The organism is Zooshikella ganghwensis DSM 15267, from assembly GCF_000428585.1.
In the GTDB taxonomy this organism is placed as follows: domain Bacteria; phylum Pseudomonadota; class Gammaproteobacteria; order Pseudomonadales; family Zooshikellaceae; genus Zooshikella; species Zooshikella ganghwensis.
Window position 1 is genome coordinate 11,265 of sequence record NZ_AUAF01000014.1, and the last position, 19,773, is coordinate 31,037.

General features: G+C 43.6%; 15 protein-coding genes and 2 tRNA genes. 15 read left to right on the forward strand and 2 right to left on the reverse strand.

Annotated features, from left to right (window positions below; all coding sequences use genetic code 11):
* Positions 1 to 202 precede the first annotated feature (202 nt).
* Entirely contained in the window at positions 203 to 1,873 is a 1,671-nt protein-coding gene (gene recN, locus F607_RS0105275; protein ID WP_027707240.1) for a DNA repair protein RecN, read from the reverse strand.
* A 338-nt stretch (positions 1,874 to 2,211) separates the two neighbouring features.
* Here recN and grpE point away from each other — a divergent pair, with 338 nt between their 5' ends.
* The 7 genes from grpE to greA all read left to right on the forward strand — a co-directional run bounded on the left by grpE (position 2,212) and on the right by greA (position 12,371).
* Positions 2,212 to 2,850, forward strand: coding sequence for a nucleotide exchange factor GrpE (grpE, locus tag F607_RS0105280; RefSeq protein WP_084611114.1), 639 nt, complete (start codon positions 2,212 to 2,214; stop codon positions 2,848 to 2,850).
* Positions 2,851 to 3,000: 150 nt separating this feature from the next.
* A complete protein-coding gene (dnaK, locus tag F607_RS0105285) occupies positions 3,001 to 4,929 on the forward strand; it encodes a molecular chaperone DnaK (RefSeq protein WP_027707242.1) in 1,929 nt (642 codons plus the stop codon).
* Positions 4,930 to 5,080: 151 nt separating this feature from the next.
* Positions 5,081 to 6,211: a molecular chaperone DnaJ gene (dnaJ, locus tag F607_RS0105290; RefSeq protein WP_027707243.1), complete on the forward strand. Its 1,131-nt coding sequence runs from the start codon at positions 5,081 to 5,083 to the stop codon at positions 6,209 to 6,211.
* 210 nt (positions 6,212 to 6,421) lie between these two features.
* Positions 6,422 to 7,225 (forward strand): 4-hydroxy-tetrahydrodipicolinate reductase, encoded by an 804-nt coding sequence (gene dapB, locus F607_RS0105295; protein ID WP_027707244.1) that lies wholly within the window; start codon positions 6,422 to 6,424, stop codon positions 7,223 to 7,225.
* A gap of 240 nt (positions 7,226 to 7,465) precedes the next feature.
* Positions 7,466 to 8,596 carry a glutamine-hydrolyzing carbamoyl-phosphate synthase small subunit gene (carA, locus tag F607_RS0105300; RefSeq protein WP_027707245.1) on the forward strand — a complete coding sequence of 377 codons (1,131 nt, stop codon included), beginning with the start codon at positions 7,466 to 7,468 and terminating at the stop codon, positions 8,594 to 8,596.
* A gap of 83 nt (positions 8,597 to 8,679) precedes the next feature.
* Positions 8,680 to 11,898, forward strand: coding sequence for a carbamoyl-phosphate synthase large subunit (gene carB / locus F607_RS0105305; protein WP_027707246.1), 3,219 nt, complete (start codon positions 8,680 to 8,682; stop codon positions 11,896 to 11,898).
* Positions 11,895 to 12,371, forward strand: coding sequence for a transcription elongation factor GreA (gene greA / locus F607_RS0105310; RefSeq protein ID WP_027707247.1), 477 nt, complete (start codon positions 11,895 to 11,897; stop codon positions 12,369 to 12,371). The genes carB and greA overlap by 4 nt, the downstream gene beginning before the upstream one ends.
* 99 nt (positions 12,372 to 12,470) lie before the next feature.
* Here the strand turns inward: greA and yhbY are convergent, their stop codons facing one another.
* On the reverse strand, positions 12,471 to 12,776 hold the full coding sequence (gene yhbY / locus F607_RS0105315; protein WP_027707248.1) for a ribosome assembly RNA-binding protein YhbY: 306 nt from the start codon (positions 12,774 to 12,776) through the stop codon (positions 12,471 to 12,473).
* 158 nt (positions 12,777 to 12,934) lie between these two features.
* Here yhbY and rlmE point away from each other — a divergent pair, with 158 nt between their 5' ends.
* The 8 genes from rlmE (at position 12,935) to F607_RS0105355 (ending at position 19,676) form a co-directional block, all read left to right on the forward strand.
* Entirely contained in the window at positions 12,935 to 13,555 is a 621-nt protein-coding gene (rlmE, locus tag F607_RS0105320; protein ID WP_027707249.1) for a 23S rRNA (uridine(2552)-2'-O)-methyltransferase RlmE, read from the forward strand.
* 210 nt (positions 13,556 to 13,765) lie between these two features.
* On the forward strand, positions 13,766 to 15,727 hold the full coding sequence (gene ftsH / locus F607_RS0105325) for an ATP-dependent zinc metalloprotease FtsH (protein WP_027707250.1): 1,962 nt from the start codon (positions 13,766 to 13,768) through the stop codon (positions 15,725 to 15,727).
* Positions 15,728 to 15,829: 102 nt separating this feature from the next.
* Positions 15,830 to 16,621, forward strand: a complete 792-nt coding sequence (folP, locus tag F607_RS0105330; protein ID WP_338112604.1) for a dihydropteroate synthase — start codon at positions 15,830 to 15,832, stop codon at positions 16,619 to 16,621.
* 48 nt (positions 16,622 to 16,669) lie between these two features.
* Positions 16,670 to 18,010: a phosphoglucosamine mutase gene (glmM, locus tag F607_RS0105335; RefSeq protein WP_027707252.1), complete on the forward strand. Its 1,341-nt coding sequence runs from the start codon at positions 16,670 to 16,672 to the stop codon at positions 18,008 to 18,010.
* A 76-nt stretch (positions 18,011 to 18,086) separates the two neighbouring features.
* Complete coding sequence (tpiA, locus tag F607_RS0105340; RefSeq protein WP_027707253.1) at positions 18,087 to 18,833, forward strand: triose-phosphate isomerase; 747 nt, start codon at positions 18,087 to 18,089, stop codon at positions 18,831 to 18,833.
* 7 nt (positions 18,834 to 18,840) lie between these two features.
* Positions 18,841 to 19,407: a preprotein translocase subunit SecG gene (secG, locus tag F607_RS33440; protein WP_084611115.1), complete on the forward strand. Its 567-nt coding sequence runs from the start codon at positions 18,841 to 18,843 to the stop codon at positions 19,405 to 19,407.
* Positions 19,408 to 19,456: 49 nt separating this feature from the next.
* A tRNA-Leu gene (locus F607_RS0105350) sits at positions 19,457 to 19,541 on the forward strand.
* 58 nt (positions 19,542 to 19,599) lie between these two features.
* Positions 19,600 to 19,676 (forward strand) — tRNA-Met (locus F607_RS0105355).
* Positions 19,677 to 19,773: the final 97 nt, after the last annotated feature.

Consider the following 19,773-nt stretch of genomic DNA (forward strand, 5'->3'; position numbering starts at 1 on the left):
GTGGCTAAACGATGACTGGTTTTAACTTGATAGCTAGGGACAAGCTTAGGAAAAGTTTTTGATGCGCTTTGAGTTTGACTGCCGTTTTAAAACGGCAGTAGCATTACTTTTTTTTAGGCAATTTTTTCAAAAGATAAAAATTGTGAATTATTTTTTACAGTGATCAGATCTCGCTTAATACAGACCAGTTTTATAAAAGTTGTTATTCAACGGCAGTAATCATTTCTTTAGCATGTGCCAGTGTATGTTCGGTGATATTTAGTCCACCAAGCAGGCGCGCAATTTCAGCGACTTTTTCTTCAGGATTTAAGGTTGTGATGTTTGTTTGAGTGCTATCTGCTTTGACCTGTTTATGAACAAAAAAGTGTTGATGACCTTGTGAAGCAACTTGAGGCAGGTGTGTTACACATAATACCTGTCCTTTACTGCCTATCTTTCTGAGTAGTTGACCTACAGTTTCTGCAACACCACCACTTATTCCAACATCAACTTCATCAAACACTAGAGTTGGTGTCGTTGAAAGTTGTGCCGCGATAACTTGAATTGCCAGACTTATTCGAGATAGTTCACCGCCTGAAGCAACCTTTTGCAGTGGTTTGGCGGGTTGCCCTGGGTTAGTGCTGACTAAAAACTCAATATCTTCCATGCCAAATGGTTCTGGTGTTTGAGTTGGTAAATGGGTTAACTGTACTTGAAAGTAACCATTTGGCATGCCAATTTGTTGTATTTGTTCAGAAACGGTTTGGCTCAGTGTTTTCGCTGACTTCTCTCTATGTTTGGAAAGCTTCTTGGCTTTTGATACATAGTCTTTTTCTAACTGAGCTATTTCACGGGTAAGTGCTTCTAAAGAGTCATCAGAAGATTCAAGCGCTTGTAGACTTTTTTCCAAAGCCTGTTGTTTCATATAGAGCTCTTCTGGGGAAATCCTGTGTTTACGAGCTAAGTCATAAATAGCACTTAAGCGCTGCTCAATTTCTTGGAGTCGCTCAGGGTCTGCATCAAAATGATCGGTAAAGCGATTAAGCTCTGCTACTGCTTCTTCGACTTGAATTTGTGCACTAGCCAACAGTTGCAGTGCATCGTTAATGAAAGGGTTATCAGGTTGGATTTTATTTAAAGCATGCTGGGTAATATTTAAGTGATGAAGAATACTACTGTTATCGCTATCACTACACAATGTTAATGCTTGCTGGCAGTAATGCATTGATGATTCTGCATTTGCTAGCACTTTTTGTTCTTGCTCAAGTGTTTCAACTTCCCCTTCATTCAGGTCCAATAGTTGAAGCTCATGCACCTGATAACTTAATAGCTGAACTTTATCGGCCACTTCATCATGTTGCTGGCTAAGTATATTTAATTTTGTATTACACTGCTTCCAACGCTGGTAAATCTGATGGACGTTTTCACTTAATGCAGCGGTTTCTGCAAAAGCATCAAGTAGTTTGCGGTGGGTATCCTTTTTAAGTAGAGATTGATGTTCATGCTGGCTGTGAATATCAATCAGCATATCCCCCAGGATGCGTAATTGCTGAAGCGTTGAGGGTGTACCGTTAATATAACCGCGTGAACGGCCTTCTCGGGTGACCACTCGGCGAAAGATACACTCATTACCGATAAGTAAGTCATGATCGGCTAGCCATTTTTGGGCATCTGCTAAATGCTGAATATCAAAAGTGGCAATGACTTCGGCTTTATCAGCACCAGCGCGAACCATGTCGACTTCTGCTCGATCACCTAAAGCAAGTCCAAGCGCATCCAACATAATGGATTTACCAGCACCTGTTTCACCTGTAATTACTGTCATACCAGAGGGAATGTCCAGCTCTAGTGTGTCAACAATGGCAAAATTGCTGATAGATAAGTGAATCAGCATGTATCCACTCCAGCCCTTAACATTGATGGGGAAAAGTTAATAAAATAGCTGTTTGTTTATACAGTAAACTAGCAGCATTCAGGTGCCAGGTCTAGCCTATAGCCTCAGAATAAGTGCATCTAACATTACAGTTGTAGTGTTTAGGTGACAATTGCTACTTGTTCAGCCATTGAATTATACATGCTGTTAATTTGTACAGTAGTCTTTTTATACATTAATTATTAATGAATACCTGAAAGTCAAGCCTTGAATCACAGCGGTTTACCCCCATATTGCTGGAAAAATAGCCATTTATACGGTTGCCCTGAACAGCTATAGCAATTAACGGAGAGACTGGGATGACTGATAAAAAGTCGACACCTGAGGTTGAAGAAGTCGTAGCGAATGATCAACAGCCTGAAGTTGAAGATGCTAGTGTAGAAGCATCCGAAGTTGAAGTGGATCAGCTAGAAATCGAAGATGCTGCTGCTGATAAGCAGGCCATTGAGTCTCTACAAACAGAAGTAAATTCGCTGCAGAATGCCCTGGTGGAGGCTCAGGAACAAGCACTGAGAGCGCAAGCTGAAGCTCAGAACATTAAACGTCGTTCTCAGCAGGATGTGGAAAAAGCGCATAAATTTGCACTGGAAGGTTTTAGTAAATCACTGTTGCCAATTATTGATAGCCTGGAACGTGGCTTAGAAACCGCTAATCGCGATGAGCCTGGGCAAAAGGCAATGTGTGAGGGTATTGAGCTAACGTTAAAGATGTTCATTGATGTGCTGCAAAAACACAATGTTGAGCAACTTGATCCCGTTGGAGAGCCTTTTGATCCTCAATACCATGAGGCAATGTCCATGCAAGAAAGCCCTGATGCTGAGCCAGGTACTGTACTTGCTGCATTGCAAAAGGGGTATACACTCAATGGTCGGTTGATTCGTCCAGCGATGGTGATTGTGGCTAAACCCAGTGAAACAAAAATCGATGAGAAGGCTTGAAATCGCTGGAACAGGACGCATATAGCAAAGCAAATAGAGTAATCACTGGCAATCTCCTTTATGTGCGGACAGCGGTTATCTCAAGGTTTTCAAATTAGGGTTATTGACGAATTAGCTACTCTACAGAGCTAGGGTATGGAGAGATAGAAAATGGGTAAAATCATCGGTATAGACCTGGGTACAACCAACTCATGTGTTGCACTTTTGGATGGTGACAAACCAAAAGTGATTGAAAATGCAGAAGGTACGCGTACGACGCCTTCTATTATTGCTTTCACGGATGATGGTGAAACGCTTGTAGGCCAGCCAGCAAAACGCCAAGCGGTAACAAACCCAAACAACACATTGTTTGCGATTAAGCGGTTGATTGGTCGTCGTTTTGCTGATGATGTGGTGCAAAAAGACATTAAGATGGTTCCCTACAAGATCGTTGAAGCAAAAAATGGCGATGCTTGGGTTGAAGTAAAAGGGGATCAAAAAGCACCACCCCAAATCTCTGCTGAAGTCTTGAAAAAAATGAAAAAGACGGCTGAGGACTACCTCGGTGAAGCAGTCACTGAAGCAGTAATCACTGTACCTGCTTATTTCAATGACTCACAGCGTCAGGCTACAAAGGATGCAGGTCGTATTGCAGGCTTAGAAGTTAAGCGGATTATTAACGAACCTACCGCTGCTGCTCTGGCCTACGGTCTGGATAAAAAGCGTGGTGACTCCACTATTGCGGTATATGACTTAGGTGGTGGTACATTCGACATTTCCATCATCGAAATTGCGGAAGTGGATGGCGAGCACCAGTTTGAAGTATTAGCTACTAATGGTGATACTTTCCTGGGTGGTGAAGACTTTGACTTGCGCTTGATTGACTATCTGGCAGATGAGTTCAAAAAAGAGCAAGGTATTGACTTACACAATGACCCACTTGCGTTGCAGAGACTTAAAGAAGCTGCAGAAAAAGCTAAAATTGAGCTTTCTTCAAGCCAGCAAACAGATGTAAATCTGCCTTATATTACAGCTGATGCGACAGGTCCAAAGCACTTGAATGTTAAGGTGACACGCGCGAAGCTTGAGTCACTGGTAGAAGACCTGGTTACTCGCTCTATTGAGCCATGTCGTATCGCATTAAAAGATGCAGGTCTGGACATTTCAGAAATTAATGAAGTGATCCTGGTGGGTGGTCAAACCCGTATGCCTATGGTTCAGCAAAAAGTTAAAGACTTCTTTAACAAAGAGCCTCGTAAAGACGTTAACCCTGATGAAGCTGTGGCAATGGGTGCGGCTATCCAGGGTGCAGTACTGTCTGGTGATGTTAAAGATGTATTGTTGCTTGACGTTACACCACTTACGTTGGGTATTGAAACCATGGGTGGCGTGATGACACCGCTGATTGAGAAAAATACGACAATTCCAACGAAGAAGTCGCAAGTTTTCTCTACAGCAGAAGACAACCAAACAGCTGTAACTATCCATGTGTGTCAAGGTGAGCGTAAGCGTGCAGGTGATAATAAGTCCCTAGGCCGCTTTGATTTGGCTGATATTCCTCCTGCGCCACGTGGTGTTCCACAAGTCGAGGTAACGTTTGATATAGATGCTAATGGTATTTTGAACGTTTCTGCTAAAGATAAGGCGACAGGAAAAGAGCAATCTATTGTGATCAAAGCATCGAGCGGCTTGTCTGATGATGAAATTGATACAATGGTGCGTGATGCAGAAGCCCATGCTGATGAGGATCGTAAGTTTGAAGAGTTGGCAAGTGCTCGTAATGCGGCTGATGGTTTGATCCATGCTACAAAGAAAACAGTAGAAGAAGCTAAAGATAAAGTTTCTGCTGATGAGAAGGAAAAAATTGAGAAAGCCATTGAGGAGCTGGAAGCAGCCCTTAAAGGTGATAATAAAGAAGAAATTGAAGCTAAAACTAAAGCGTTAACAGAGGCTTCTTCTGCACTTGCTCAGCGTATGTATTCAGAGCAAGCACAACAGGGCGAAGCTGGCCAAGCTCAACCAGAAGCTGATAGTGCTAGCAAGTCTTCTGATGATGCGGTGGATGCTGAGTTTGAAGAAGTAAAGGATGAGAAGAAGTAACCTTTGGCAAGGGAACGTTTTTCTCAACAGGGTGACAACCCTAACGGTATAACGCGGGAGAATTCCCGCGTTGTCGTTTGTATCGATAACTGTCTTGTGCCGAAACAGCAATTGTTTTTCGGGGTAATAAGCACGTAGGTTTCCTAAAGCTATGGCCAAAAGAGATTACTATGAAATTCTGGGTGTATCCCGGGATGTTTCTGAAAAAGACTTGAAAAAAGCCTACCGACGTATGGCCATGAAGTATCACCCTGACCGAAACCCAGGGGATAAAGATGCAGAAGAGCACTTTAAAGAAGTCAATGAAGCGTTTGAGGTGCTTTCTGACTCGCAAAAAAGAGCTGCATATGACCAGTTTGGGCATGCGGGTGTAGATGGTCAGGCAGGTGCAGGTGGCTTTGGCGCAGGTAGCTTTAGTGATGTTTTTGGCGATATTTTTGGTGACATCTTTGGCACTGCAGCGGGTGCTGGGCGAGGGCGTAGCAGTGTGCAGCGTGGCGCTGACTTGCGCTACTCGATGGACTTAGAGCTTGAAGAAGCGGTAAAAGGTGTTGAGAAGAAAATCCGTATTCCTACTCAAGTAGAGTGTCGTACTTGTGATGGTTCTGGAGCACGAAAAGGTTCTTCACCCGAAACATGTAGTACATGTGGTGGTGTTGGTCAGGTACGAATGCAGCAAGGATTTTTCTCTGTTCAACAAACTTGTCCTGCCTGTCATGGCACGGGTAAGGTTATTAAAGATCCATGTCGTGACTGTCATGGCGAAGGTCGTACTGAAGAATACAAAACCCTTTCAATTAAAATTCCTGCTGGCGTAGATACTGGCGATCGGATTCGCCTAGCAGGAGAGGGGGAAGCAGGGCTGAATGGTGGGCCTGCAGGTGACTTGTATGTTCAGGTCTCTGTGCGTGAACATAAGATTTTCCAGCGTGATGGTAAGCACCTTTATTGTGAAGTGCCAATTACTATCTGTGATGCTGTTTTAGGGGGTGAGCTAGAAGTCCCTACGCTGGATGGTAAAGTTAAATTAAAAATTCCACCTGAAACCCAAACAGGTAAGCTTTTCAGAGTTCGAGGTAAAGGTGTAGCTCCGGTTCGTGGTGGTGCTCAAGGTGACCTATTGTGTCGTGTAATTATTGAAACCCCTGTCAGCTTGACTAAGCGTCAACGTGAATTATTTGAAGAACTGCAAGCTACATTTGAAGGTGAGGGTGGTCATAAACAGTCTCCGCGAAAAACCTCTTGGTTTGAAGGCGTAAAAAACTTTTTTGAAAATATGTAGCTTTTGTAAAAGTCGAGCTTATGTAGGTAAACTCGATGTAGGTACTTCAATATAGTGTTATTAGTTTGGCCAGAAGGTGATTATACGATAATCATGTTCTGGCCAAATTTGTATGGGCCTACTGGTTTTAATAAATTGCTTTGGTGATATAGACTCGGCTCAGTAGGATAGAGTGTTTTTTTTCGCAAAAATCATAAAGTTGAGGGGCATATGATTCGCATAGCAGTTGTTGGAGCCGCAGGTAGGATGGGACGTACACTCATTCAAGCCATCACTGAAAGTAATGAGTGTCAATTAACTGTAGCGACTGACAGACCTGACAGTTCTTTGGTCGGTGCTGATGTGGGCGAGTTAGCGGGCTTGGGAAAAATGCATATTAAACTGTCGGCTAGTCTGGATAGCTGTAAAGATCAGTTTGATGTGGTTATAGATTTTACGCGCCCGGAACATACGCTAAACAATGTTGCTCTTTGTCAGCAGTGGAACAAATCGATTGTCATTGGTACCACGGGGTTTAGCGACGAGCAAAAACAGCAATTACAGGACGCCGCCCAATCGACTGCTATTGTTTTTGCCCCAAATATGAGTGTGGGTGTCAATTTATGCTTTAAGTTGCTGGAGCTGGCCGCAAAAGTCATGGGTGATGATGCGGATATCGAAGTAATAGAAGCACATCATCGCCATAAAGTTGATGCACCTTCAGGCACAGCACTGCGTATGGGTGAGGTTGTGGCTGATGCGCTAGGCCGAGACCTTAAGACGTGTGCTGTGTATGGTCGTGAAGGTATAACAGGCGAACGGGACCGCAAGACTATTGGCTTTGAAACGATTCGAGCTGGTGACATTGTTGGTGATCATACTGTGCTGTTTGCGACTGAGGGCGAGCGTGTTGAGATTACTCATAAAGCCAGTAGTCGTATGACATTTGCGCAAGGTGCTGTTCGTGCGGCTAAGTGGCTAGCGAAAAAAGAAGCAGGGCTTTATGACATGCAAGATGTTTTAGGCTTACGTTAAGGCAGAGACATTAAGATAAGAAATAGTGCTCAACGTAATTTTTTGTAAGCGACCTTAATTTTCCAATAGACGCCGGGCAGGATTTTATTTTAAAATTCCGAAAATTTGTGCCAAGAAAAGGGGTTTGGTTTCAAATGTCCGGCTATCAAAAAAAAGCAAGATGGAGCAGATAACAACTGCAGGCATCTTGCTTTTTTTTTGCCTATGAAAAATGCATCAGAAAATGTGAGGGAGTTAGCTTTGTCAACACCAGCAATATTAGCCCTTGAAGACGGCTCGATATTCTCAGGAGTGTCGATCGGCGCTGATGGGCAAACAGCAGGAGAAGTAGTTTTTAATACGGCTATTACAGGTTATCAGGAAATCCTGACAGACCCTTCTTATGCTCGTCAGCTTGTCACTTTAACGTATCCACATATTGGTAATACGGGTATTAATCTGCAAGATAATGAATCTGCTCAGGTATGGGCAAGTGGGTTAATTATTCGAGAGTTATCACCGGTTGTGAGTAATTGGCGCAGTCAACAATCGTTGTCTGAATTTTTAAAAGAAAAGGGTATTGTCGCCATTGCAGAAATTGATACACGTCGTCTGACTCGTATTCTTCGCGAGAAAGGCGCACTGTCTGGCTGTATTATGGCTGGTACGACAATCTCAGAAGTCGCGGCATTTGCGCAAGCTGAATCTTTTCCTGGTTTAAAAGGAATGGACTTAGCATCCGTTGTTAGCACAGATAAAATTTATGAATGGAATGAAGGTGAGTGGCAGCCATCCACGAATGACTTTTCAGCGACTGTGGATAAACCCTATCATGTGGTCGCTTACGACTTTGGTGTTAAGCATAATATTTTAAGAATGTTAGCCCAACGTGGTTGCCGTATTACGGTGGTACCTGCTACTACTCCTGCCAGTGAAGTGTTGGCGATACAGCCAGATGGGGTATTTCTATCAAATGGTCCTGGCGATCCCGAACCTTGTGTTTATGCTATTGACGCTATTCAAGCACTGCTGGAAGCTAACATACCATTATTTGGTATTTGTTTGGGGCATCAGTTATTAGCACTAGCCAGTGGTGCAAAAACAGAAAAAATGAAGTTTGGGCATCATGGTGCTAATCATCCCGTCCAGGACGTTCATACTCGTAATGTAATGATTACCAGTCAGAACCATGGCTTTGCCGTAAGTGAAGACTCTTTACCGAAAAACGTTGAGGTGACTCATAAATCTCTGTTTGATCACTCACTACAGGGTATCCAGTTAACAGACAAACCTGCGTTTAGTTTTCAAGGGCATCCTGAAGCAAGCCCTGGTCCCCATGATGTAGCTCCCCTCTTTGATCGCTTTATCGATTTAATTCGATCTCGACGCTGATTAGCCCTTACAGCAATCACCTCTGCATAAACGTAAACATATAAAACAGTTGTAACTAATTTATCGTCAGTGAAGAGAAAACCATGCCTAAACGTCACGATATCAAAAGTATTCTAATCCTTGGTGCAGGTCCTATTGTAATTGGCCAGGCTTGTGAATTTGACTACTCAGGAGCACAAGCATGTAAAGCACTTCGAGAAGAAGGTTTTCGCGTTATTCTCGTGAACTCTAACCCCGCAACCATCATGACTGATCCTGTGATGGCTGATGCAACTTATATTGAACCTGTTCGTTGGGAAACTGTTGCCAAAATTATTGAGAAAGAAAGACCAGATGCCTTATTGCCTACGATGGGGGGGCAAACAGCACTGAACTGTGCGTTGGACTTATATAAGCATGGTGTTTTAGAAAAGTTTGGCGTAGAGATGGTTGGTGCTAATCAAGATGCCATTGATAAAGCTGAGGATCGGCAACGCTTTGATATCGCTATGAAGGCCATTGGCTTGGAAACACCTAAGTCTGGCATTGCTCACTCCCTTGAAGATGCATTGCAGGTGCTTGAAGAAGTAGGCTTCCCTTGTATTATCCGCCCTTCATTTACCATGGGAGGAAGTGGTGGTGGGATTGCGTACAATCGAAAAGAGTTTTTAGAAATCTGTGAACGTGGTTTAGACCTTTCACCAACCCGTGAATTGCTGATTGATGAGTCATTGATTGGCTGGAAAGAGTTTGAAATGGAGGTCGTGCGGGATAAACAAGACAACTGCATTATTGTCTGCTCCATTGAAAATATTGATCCGATGGGGGTTCATACTGGGGATTCGATTACTGTTGCACCTGCTCAGACTTTAACGGATAAAGAATATCAGTTGATGCGAAATGCATCTGTTGCTGTATTGCGGGAAATTGGTGTTGAGACAGGTGGCTCAAATGTCCAGTTTGCATTAAATCCTGCTAATGGACGTATGGTTGTCATTGAGATGAATCCTCGGGTTTCTCGCTCTTCTGCCTTAGCCTCAAAGGCAACAGGGTTCCCTATAGCTAAAGTCGCTGCCAAGCTGGCAGTCGGTTATACCCTTGATGAGCTACAGAATGAAATTACAGGTGGGGCAACTCCCGCATCGTTTGAGCCTGCAATTGATTATGTAGTGACAAAAGTGCCACGTTTTGCATTTGAAAAATTTCCAAAGGCCGACAGCCGTCTTACAACACAAATGAAGTCTGTCGGCGAAGTGATGGCGATGGGGCGAAACTTTCAAGAGTCATTTTTAAAAGCATTACGTGGCTTGGAAGTGGGTGTTACAGGTCTGGATGCCAAGCTTAATTTAAATCAGGATGGGGCTTTGGAGCAGTTAAAGGCTGAGCTTATAACCCCTCGTGCTGAAAGGATTTGGTATGTTGGCGATGCTTTCAGGGCGGCAATGACTATAGAAGAAGTGCATCAGCTGACGCATATTGATCCATGGTTTTTGACATATATTGAAGACATCATAAAAACTGAGCAGCAGGTGAAGTCTGGAGGTGGACTGAATAGCCTGAGTAAACAGGCCCTTTGGCAATTAAAGCGTAAGGGTTTTTCTGATGCTTGCTTAGCTAAATTACTCAGTGTCAGTGAAAAAGCTGTGCGGGAATATAGGCAAAAATTAGGTGTACATCCTGTATACAAAAGGGTAGATACGTGTGCGGCTGAGTTTGCAACAAGTACAGCCTATATGTACTCCACCTATGACGAGGAGTGCGAAGCATTACCAACTCAGCGTGAAAAAATGATGGTGCTGGGTGGTGGACCCAATCGGATTGGTCAGGGTATAGAGTTTGACTATTGTTGTGTGCATGCGGCTCTGGCACTTAGGGAAGAGGGCTATGAAACCATTATGGTTAACTGTAACCCAGAGACAGTATCAACAGACTATGATACGTCAGATCGACTCTACTTTGAGCCTGTTACCCTGGAAGATGTGCTGGAAATAGTCGCTATTGAAAAGCCAAAAGGCGTTATTGTTCAGTATGGTGGACAGACACCGCTTAAGCTTGCCAGAGCTTTGGAGGCAGCAGGTGTACCTATTATTGGTACATCACCAGAAGCGATTGACCGTGCAGAGGACCGTGAGCGTTTTCAACATATGATCCAACGCTTAGGGTTGCTGCAACCAGAAAATGCAACGGCAAGAAGCAGTGAAGAAGCGGTCAAAAAAGCAGAAGAAATTGGTTATCCATTGGTTGTTAGACCTTCCTATGTGTTGGGTGGGCGCGCAATGGAGATTGTTAGTCAAGAGTCTGAATTAGTGCGCTATATGCGTGAAGCAGTTCAGGTTTCCAATGAAAGTCCTGTGTTATTGGACTCATTCCTCAACCGTGCCATTGAGGTTGATGTGGATGCAGTTTGTGATGGCGAAACAGTGGTGATCGGTGCTATTATGCAGCACATTGAACAAGCTGGTGTCCATTCGGGCGATTCTGCTTGTTCCCTGCCTCCTTACAGCTTAAGCCAAGAAACTCAGCAAACCATTCGTGATCAGGTGACATGTATGGCACTTGAACTTGGTGTTATTGGTTTGTTAAATGTTCAGATGGCCGTGCAGGATGACAGGGTTTATGTTATCGAAGTTAATCCTCGTGCGTCGCGCACAGTACCTTTTGTGTCTAAATGCATTGGTCACTCGCTGGCAAAAATTGCTGCGAAAGTGATGGCGGGACAGTCACTTGCTGATGTTGGATTTACCTCTGAGGTTATCCCAAATTACTGGTGTGTAAAAGAATCAGTGTTCCCCTTTAATAAATTTCCAGGGGTTGATCCTATTTTGGGACCTGAGATGAAGTCTACAGGTGAAGTGATGGGCGTTGGTGACAGTTTTGCCGAAGCGTTTGCTAAAGGGCATGCTGCTACCAATTTGCCGAACTCAGGAAAAGTAATTATCAGTGTGCGTGATGAAGATAAACCACGTGCAGTGAATGTTGGAAAACTGCTTATTTCACTAGGTTTTGAGCTTTATGCTACAGAAGGTACTGCCAATGCACTTGAAGTGGCAGGTGTTCCTGTAACTAAGGTGAATAAGGTAAGCGAGGGACGCCCTCATTTGGTAGATATGATCAAAAATGACGAAATCAGTCTGATGATCAATACCACTGAAGGGCGTCAAGCGATTGCAGACTCTTATACTATTCGCGGCTCTGCCTTGCAGCACAAGGTCCCTAATGCAACGACCATTGCCGGTGCTGAGGCGGTTGCCGAAGCGATCCGTTTTGGACCAGAAAAAACGGTAAGACGCTTACAAGATTTACATAAAGGTGTGACTGGATGAATAGAATACCAATGACAGTCAGTGGTGAGGTAGCACTTAGAGAAGAGCTAAAGCACTTGAAGACTGTAGAGCGTCCTCGGATTATTCAAGCAATAGCTGAGGCTCGAGAGCACGGAGACTTAAAGGAAAATGCTGAATATCACGCAGCCCGTGAGCAGCAAGGTTTTACGGAAGGTCGAATCAAAGAAATAGAAGGTAAACTTTCTTCTGCGCATATCATTGATGTTACAAAGATTACGAAAACAGGCAAAGTAATTTTTGGTGTAACCGTTGAGCTGCTCAACTTAAACACCGATGAAGAGGTGGAGTACCAAATTGTTGGTGATGATGAAGCAGATATTAAGCAAGGGAAAATATCTGTGAACTCTCCCATTGCGCGCGCGTTGATTGGTAAAGAAGAAGGCGATGTGGCACTTGTCAGAACACCAAATGGTGAAGTGGAGTACGAAATAGAGGAAGTTAAACACCTCTAAACATCGTAAAGCTGAGAATGTTGTTTGAATAGTTGCAAACCCCTCTTTCAATTGTGAGCGAGGGGTTTGTTATATTCGGTCAGAAGGAAGCTACAGCGGTTAATGCCGGTGTAAATTCGAAAGTTGTAGATTGGGTTCTTCTGCAGGGCGGTAAATTAGTGCAATGTTACCAATGGTTTGCACCAGTTCAGCTTGGCACTCATTGCAAAGTGCTTGAATTAACTGTTGTTTAACCTCTCGATCACCTACTTGAAATTTCACTTTTATCAGTTCGTGATCATTGAGTGCTCTTAAGGTTTCTTCAACAATGCTACTGGAAACACCTTTTCCGGCTACAGTTACAATAGGTTTAAGATTGTGCCCGATAGCACGAAACTGCTTTTTCTGACTGGCAGACAACGACATTATTTATAAATCCACTGTGAAAACATAAAATACTCACGGATAACAATACCCGAGTTGGAATAATTTTAGCCTATGAGTACGGTTGATAACTATTTTACAGGCTATTTTTCTAACAATGAATGCTTACGTTAGTAAGCCAGATAACAGAGTTGTACGTTATGGGTAAGTCGAAAAGTAGTCATCGCTGGTTACAGGAACATTTCTCTGACCACTATGTTAAAAAATCTCAGCAGGATGGATACCGCTCAAGGGCCAGTTATAAATTACTGGAAATTCAGCAAAAAGATAAATTGTTACGGCCTGGAATGACTGTCGTTGATTTGGGTGCGGCACCAGGAGGTTGGTCACAAGTTGCTGTCAGCCTGGTTGGAGATCAAGGAAAAGTTGTAGCGTCAGATATTTTGCCAATGGACCCTATCGCTGGTGTCGACTTTATTCAGGGTGACTTTACTGAGGATGAAGTCCTGCAGGAAATTCTTGCTGTAATTGGTGATGCAGCGATAGACCTTGTAATTTCAGATATGGCCCCCAATATGAGTGGGGTGCTTGCAGTTGATCAACCAAAAGCAATGTATTTAGCTGAGTTGGCTGTTGATTTGGCACAGCAGGTGCTTAAACCTGGAGGGGGCTTTCTGACGAAAGTATTTCAGGGTGAAGGTTTTGATGCTTACCTTAAGTTATTGCGTCAGCACTTTAAGCAGGTACAAACCCGAAAACCATCATCATCTAGACCTAGATCCCGTGAAGTTTATTTGCTTGCCCGTGGTCTAAAGCGTTAAGGCTGAGATGAGAGTGTCATCAATCTTACGATGAGCTTTAAATGAGAAACTGTTGCAAATAGATAATCTGTAGTATCGTATGGATTACTCCTTGAGCGCTTCTCCAATAACGTGATGAAGCTGGTACGATTACCAGTTGGAAATCTGGTCAGGCAGACTGAGTGACTGTCAAACTTTGTTCACTCTATAGAGGATAGGCCTTTGAATGACATGGCAAAAAATCTGGTGTTGTGGCTAATAATAGCTTTGGTATTGCTAACAGTGTTTAAAAACTTTGGCAATATGCAGTCTTCAACCAAAGAAATTAGTTATTCCGATTTTGTCACGTACATTGAAAACAAACAGGTTAGTAAAGTCGAAATTGATGGTTCTAAAGTAAATGGCCGCTTTACTGATAATCAAACGTTTGAAACCAACTTACCCTTGGCTATTCGTGATGACAAATTAATGGATGATTTGTTGCGTAACCAAGTTGAGGTATCTGTTAAGCCAATTGAAAAGCAAAGTATCTGGACTCAGTTGCTGGTCGCAAGCTTTCCAATTCTCGTCATCATAGCTGTTTTCATGTTTTTTATGCGCCAAATGCAAGGTGGTGGAAGCGGTCGTGGTGGCCCTATGAGCTTTGGTAAAAGCAAAGCCAGACTGCTAAGTGAAGACCAAATTAAAACGACATTTGCAGATGTTGCAGGTGTTGAAGAAGCAAAAGATGACGTTCAAGAGCTGGTAGAGTTTCTCCGTGACCCAGGCAAGTTTCAGCGCCTAGGTGGTCGTATTCCACGTGGGGTACTTATGGTTGGTTCACCAGGTACAGGTAAAACCTTGTTAGCCAAAGCCATTGCTGGTGAAGCGCGCGTACCCTTTTTTACAATATCTGGCTCTGATTTTGTAGAAATGTTTGTGGGGGTTGGTGCTTCCCGGGTTCGAGATATGTTTGACCAGGCTAAGAAGCAATCACCTTGTATTATCTTTATTGATGAAATTGATGCGGTAGGTCGTCATCGTGGCGCAGGCTTGGGTGGTGGTCATGATGAGCGTGAGCAAACCTTGAACCAGCTACTGGTGGAGATGGATGGTTTTGAAGGTAATGAAGGCGTTATTGTGATTGCTGCAACAAACCGCCCTGATGTGCTTGATCCTGCACTTTTGCGTCCAGGTCGCTTTGATCGACAGGTTGTTGTTCCTTTACCAGATGTACGTGGTCGTGAGCAAATTCTTAAAGTGCATATGCGTAAAGTGCCGATTTCTGAAGATGTAAAGCCTGCAGTTATTGCGCGAGGTACACCGGGTTTTTCAGGTGCAGATTTGGCTAATCTGGTGAATGAGGCTGCATTATTTGCGGCTCGTGGTAATCGCCGTGTAGTGGGCATGGAAGAATTTGATAAAGCTAAAGATAAAATCATGATGGGCGCTGAGCGCAAGTCCATGGTGATGAGTGAAAAAGACAAGGAAATGACCGCTTATCACGAAGCAGGTCATGCCATTGTTGGCTTAAAAATGCCAGAACATGATCCTGTATATAAAGTGACGATTATTCCTCGTGGGCGTGCATTAGGTGTCACCATGTATTTACCTGAGGAAGATAAGGTTTCATACAGTAAACGCTATTTGCTAGGCCGTATTGCCTCTGCCTATGGTGGCCGTATTGCTGAGGAGCTGATTTATGGGGCTGATGGTGTCTCAACAGGAGCCCAAAACGATATCCAGCAAGCTACGCAAATGGCCAGAAATATGGTTACTAAATGGGGCTTATCAGAAAAAGCTGGTCCGTTACTGTATGGAGAGGAAGATGGTGAGGTTTTCCTAGGGAAATCTCAGGGGGCACACCATTTAAATGTGAGTCCTGAAACAGCGAAATTAATTGATGAAGAAGTTAAACACATCATTGATAACTGTTACATAACGGCAAAAAGGCTTATTGAAGAAAATCGAGATAAGCTGGAGCTAATGAAAGATGCATTAATGGAGTATGAAACGATTGATGCCGACCAGTTGAGTGACATTATGGCTGGTAAAAAGCCTAAGCCTCCCGCTGACTGGCCTGAAGATGGGACGAATGGAGGTGCAAAAGTTGAAGATGTGAGTACTAGTGATAGCAAGGAAACTGACAGTTCTTCTGACTCTAAAGAAACTTCCAGTAAACCCTCTATTGGAGGACCTGCAGGTGAGCATTAAGCTCACCTTGCACGCCATTAACCTGCCTTAAAATAAGCTTCTTACTTTTCGAGTATGACAACATCTACTTTGATGCTGAGCTGTGGTGATAAGGTATTAGACTTGTCTACACCACAGGTGATGGGTATTTTGAATGTTGCTCCTGACTCTTTTTCAGATGGAGGCCAGTACAGTAATTTTGACAAAGCGCTTCAGCATGCAGAGAAGATGATTTGTGCTGGTGCCTCGATCATTGATATTGGTGGTGAGTCTACTCGCCCAGGGGCAAATCCTGTTACCGTGCAAGCTGAAATGGATCGAGTGCTACCTGTGCTTTCAGCGTTGAAGCAGCATTTTGATGTCATTATTTCTGTGGATACAAGCTCACCAGAATTGATGCGTGAAGCTGCGCAACTTGGTGCTGGTATGATTAACGATGTTAGAGCATTAAAAAGGGATAATGCGCTGACAGTTGCTGCAGATCTAACTATTCCTATTTGCCTGATGCACATGCTGGGTGAGCCTGATACTATGCAGCGGCTTGCCACTTATGATGATGTAGTTGATGAAGTGATAAGTTATCTACAGCAGCGCGTGGCGGCATGCATTGAACATGGTATTGAAAAGCAGCGTTTGCTGATAGACCCTGGGTTTGGTTTTAGCAAAACGCTAGAGCATAATTTGCTGCTTCTTAAGCGACTGGATGAGTTGCAGCGACTTGAATTGCCCTTACTTGTAGGTTTATCTCGTAAGCGCATGATTGGTGATGTGCTAGGTAAGCCAGTGTCTGAAAGGCTATATGGTAGCCTTGCTTTAGCCGCCTGGTCTGTGCTGCATGGTGCTCATATTATACGAGTTCATGATGTGGCAGAAACAGTTGATGTGGTTCGTATGTTAAATGCGATACAAGCATAGTGGCTCGGCTTTAGTTTCATAAAGGGCATTTTTGGAGACAATTTAAATATGGAAAAAAAGTTCTTTGGTACTGATGGTATACGTGGAACCGTAGGCGAGTTTCCAATAACACCAGACTTTATGCTTAAGCTTGGGTGGGCTGCTGGCCGTGTGTTTGCAGGAAGACAGCAGAGCAAAATATTAATTGGCAAAGACACTCGAATTTCAGGCTACATGTTTGAGTCTGCCTTGGAAGCTGGGCTTTCTGCTGCTGGTGTGAATGTTGACTTACTAGGTCCTATGCCTACGCCAGCTGTTGCTTATCTTACCAGAACTTTTAGAGCACAGGCTGGCATCGTAATTAGCGCGTCACATAACCCCTATCAGGACAATGGCATTAAATTCTTTTCAGGAAAAGGATTAAAGCTTGATGATGACATTGAGCTACAAATAGAGAAGATGTTAGATCAAGATATGAGTGTGGTTGGTTCTGATGCAATTGGGAAAGTCACTCGTATTAATGATGCTGCAGGGCGCTATATTGAATATTGTAAAAGCACTGTAAATGGAAGTGTTAGCTTAAAAGGACTAAAAATTGTTGTCGATGCGGCCAATGGTGCAACTTATCATGTTGGACCTGCTGTATTTAGAGAGTTAGGTGCTGATGTTGTTGCTATTGGCGTATCCCCAAATGGCATGAATATTAATAAAAATGTTGGTTCAACATCGTTAGGATCATTACAGCAGGCTGTAATGGATCAGCAGGCTGACTTAGGAATTGCCTTTGACGGTGATGGTGACCGAGTGCTAATGGTAGACCACACTGGCAGTGTAGTTGATGGTGATGAGCTTCTTTATATTATTGCACGACACCAGCAGCAGCATCAGGCGCTACAAGGTGGTGTGGTAGGAACACTGATGACCAACTTAGGGGTGGAGAAAGCACTTGAGTCTGCATCAATCCCTTTTATTAGAGCTAAAGTTGGTGATCGCTATGTGAATGAGCAACTTATTTTAAATAACTGGTGCCTCGGAGGAGAATCTTCTGGGCATATTATTTGTCGCCATGTAACCACGACAGGTGATGGGATTGTTTCAGCGTTACAAGTTTTGAAAGCCATGTTTTGTGCTGAGCAGAATTTATACGACCTGAGGCAAGGTGTTGAAAAATATCCACAAATCATGATCAATGTCAAAATGAAACAGCAGCTGAATATTTCTAATAGTGCAGCTGTTCAACAGGCCGTAGCACATGCTGAAAACAGTTTAGCTGACAAGGGGCGTGTATTATTGCGTCCTTCTGGTACTGAGCCTGTAATACGTGTCATGGTTGAAGGTGAAAATGAACAATTGGTCTCTCAGTTAGCCGAAGAGTTGGCTGGGGTTGTACAACAGGCCGCGTCGAATTAGTGAGTCGTTCAGTAGGTTGTATATTACTGGCTACTACGCTAACATTGCCGGCCTCAAGTGACTAGGCGAGGTTTTTATGCGCAAGCCCTTAGTGGTAGGAAACTGGAAAATGCACGGCAATACTGCAGAAAATGTAGCATTGCTTGAAGGTTTGCTGAGCGCTGAGTTAGGAACATCAGATGTGGCTGTATGTCCACCCAGTATTTATGTTGCGCAAGTGGCTGAAAAACTAAAGGGCAGTGCAATTGGCTGGGGTGTTCAGAATATTTCTGCAGTAGAAAAAGGTGCGTATACTGGAGAAATCAGTGCTCCTATGGCTAAGGATTTAGGGTCTAAATATGCCATTATTGGTCACTCAGAGCGCAGAACTCTGTTCGGTGAAGTAGATAAAGATGTTGCAGATAAATTTGTTGCGGCTCAGCAGGCAGGTTTGACGCCGATTGCTTGTGTTGGCGAAAATCTAGCAGAGCGTGAAGCTGGAGAAACACTGACTGTCGTTGGTCGGCAACTAGGCGCAATATTAGCTGCCCTATCTGCAGGTCAGGTTGATGGTTTTGTTATTGCTTATGAGCCTGTTTGGGCAATTGGCACTGGTAAAACTGCAACACCTGAGCAAGCGCAAGAAGTACATAAGTTTATTCGTGATCAACTTGCAGCACTATCAGCTGAATTAGCTGAGAATATTCAAATACTCTATGGTGGGAGTGTTAAAGCTGATAATGCAGAAGCCTTATTTGCCAATCCTGATATTGATGGTGGATTAGTAGGTGGAGCTTCATTATTAGTTGATCAGTTTGTAGCGATTTGTCGTGCAGCAGGTTGATGACTGAATGGATACGATCATACTGATAGTTCATGTACTTGCAGCGCTGGCCCTTGTAGGGCTAGTGCTATTGCAGCAAGGTAAAGGTGCTGAGGCTGGAGCCTCATTTGGTGGCGGTGCTTCACAAACGGTATTTGGCAGTCAGGGTAGTGGTAACTTCCTTACTAAACTGACGAGTGTTTTGGCTACTGCTTTCTTTGTCACTAGTTTTACACTTGCTATGCTTGGTAAACATAGTTCAAGTGTGGTATCAGAGTCTGTAATTCCTCAAATTGAGGAAGTTGAGCAAGTGATTGGCGATGCTCCAGTTGTTATTGATGCTGAAGATGTAGCTAATGATGCTCCAGGGGTTGACGAACAGGGTCAAAATGAAGCAAAATCTGCACCCGCTTCAGAAGCTAATGCTGATCAAGTTGATCAGCCAGCTGTAAATGAAAGCGAAGCTACTGTGGATCAGGCTGGTGAACAGCTTGGTACTGAGAGCTCACAACATAGCTCGTCTACTGAAGATAAGACAAGTGCAGTAGATGTAGAAGTAAAGACTGAAAATCAAACCTCATCTTCTGATCAATAATTACCAGTGAAGATCAGAGTGTAGTAAGGTTCTGATGAAGCAATGAAAAGCCGAAGTGGTGAAATTGGTAGACACGCTATCTTGAGGGGGTAGTGGCGTAAGCCGTGCCGGTTCAAGTCCGGCCTTCGGCACCATTTGTTTATTAAGTTGACCATGTAGATGATGCTGAATATAATCTAAGCGCCTTTTTGATGCGGGGTGGAGCAGTCTGGTAGCTCGTCGGGCTCATAACCCGAAGGTCGTTGGTTCAAATCCAGCCCCCGCTACCACTAGATTTTAAAAAACCCCTTAAATAAGGGGTTTTTTATTAGCTGAATTTTTTCAGTGAATGTTTGTGACAAGGAGTAGCCTTCACTGTAAATGTGA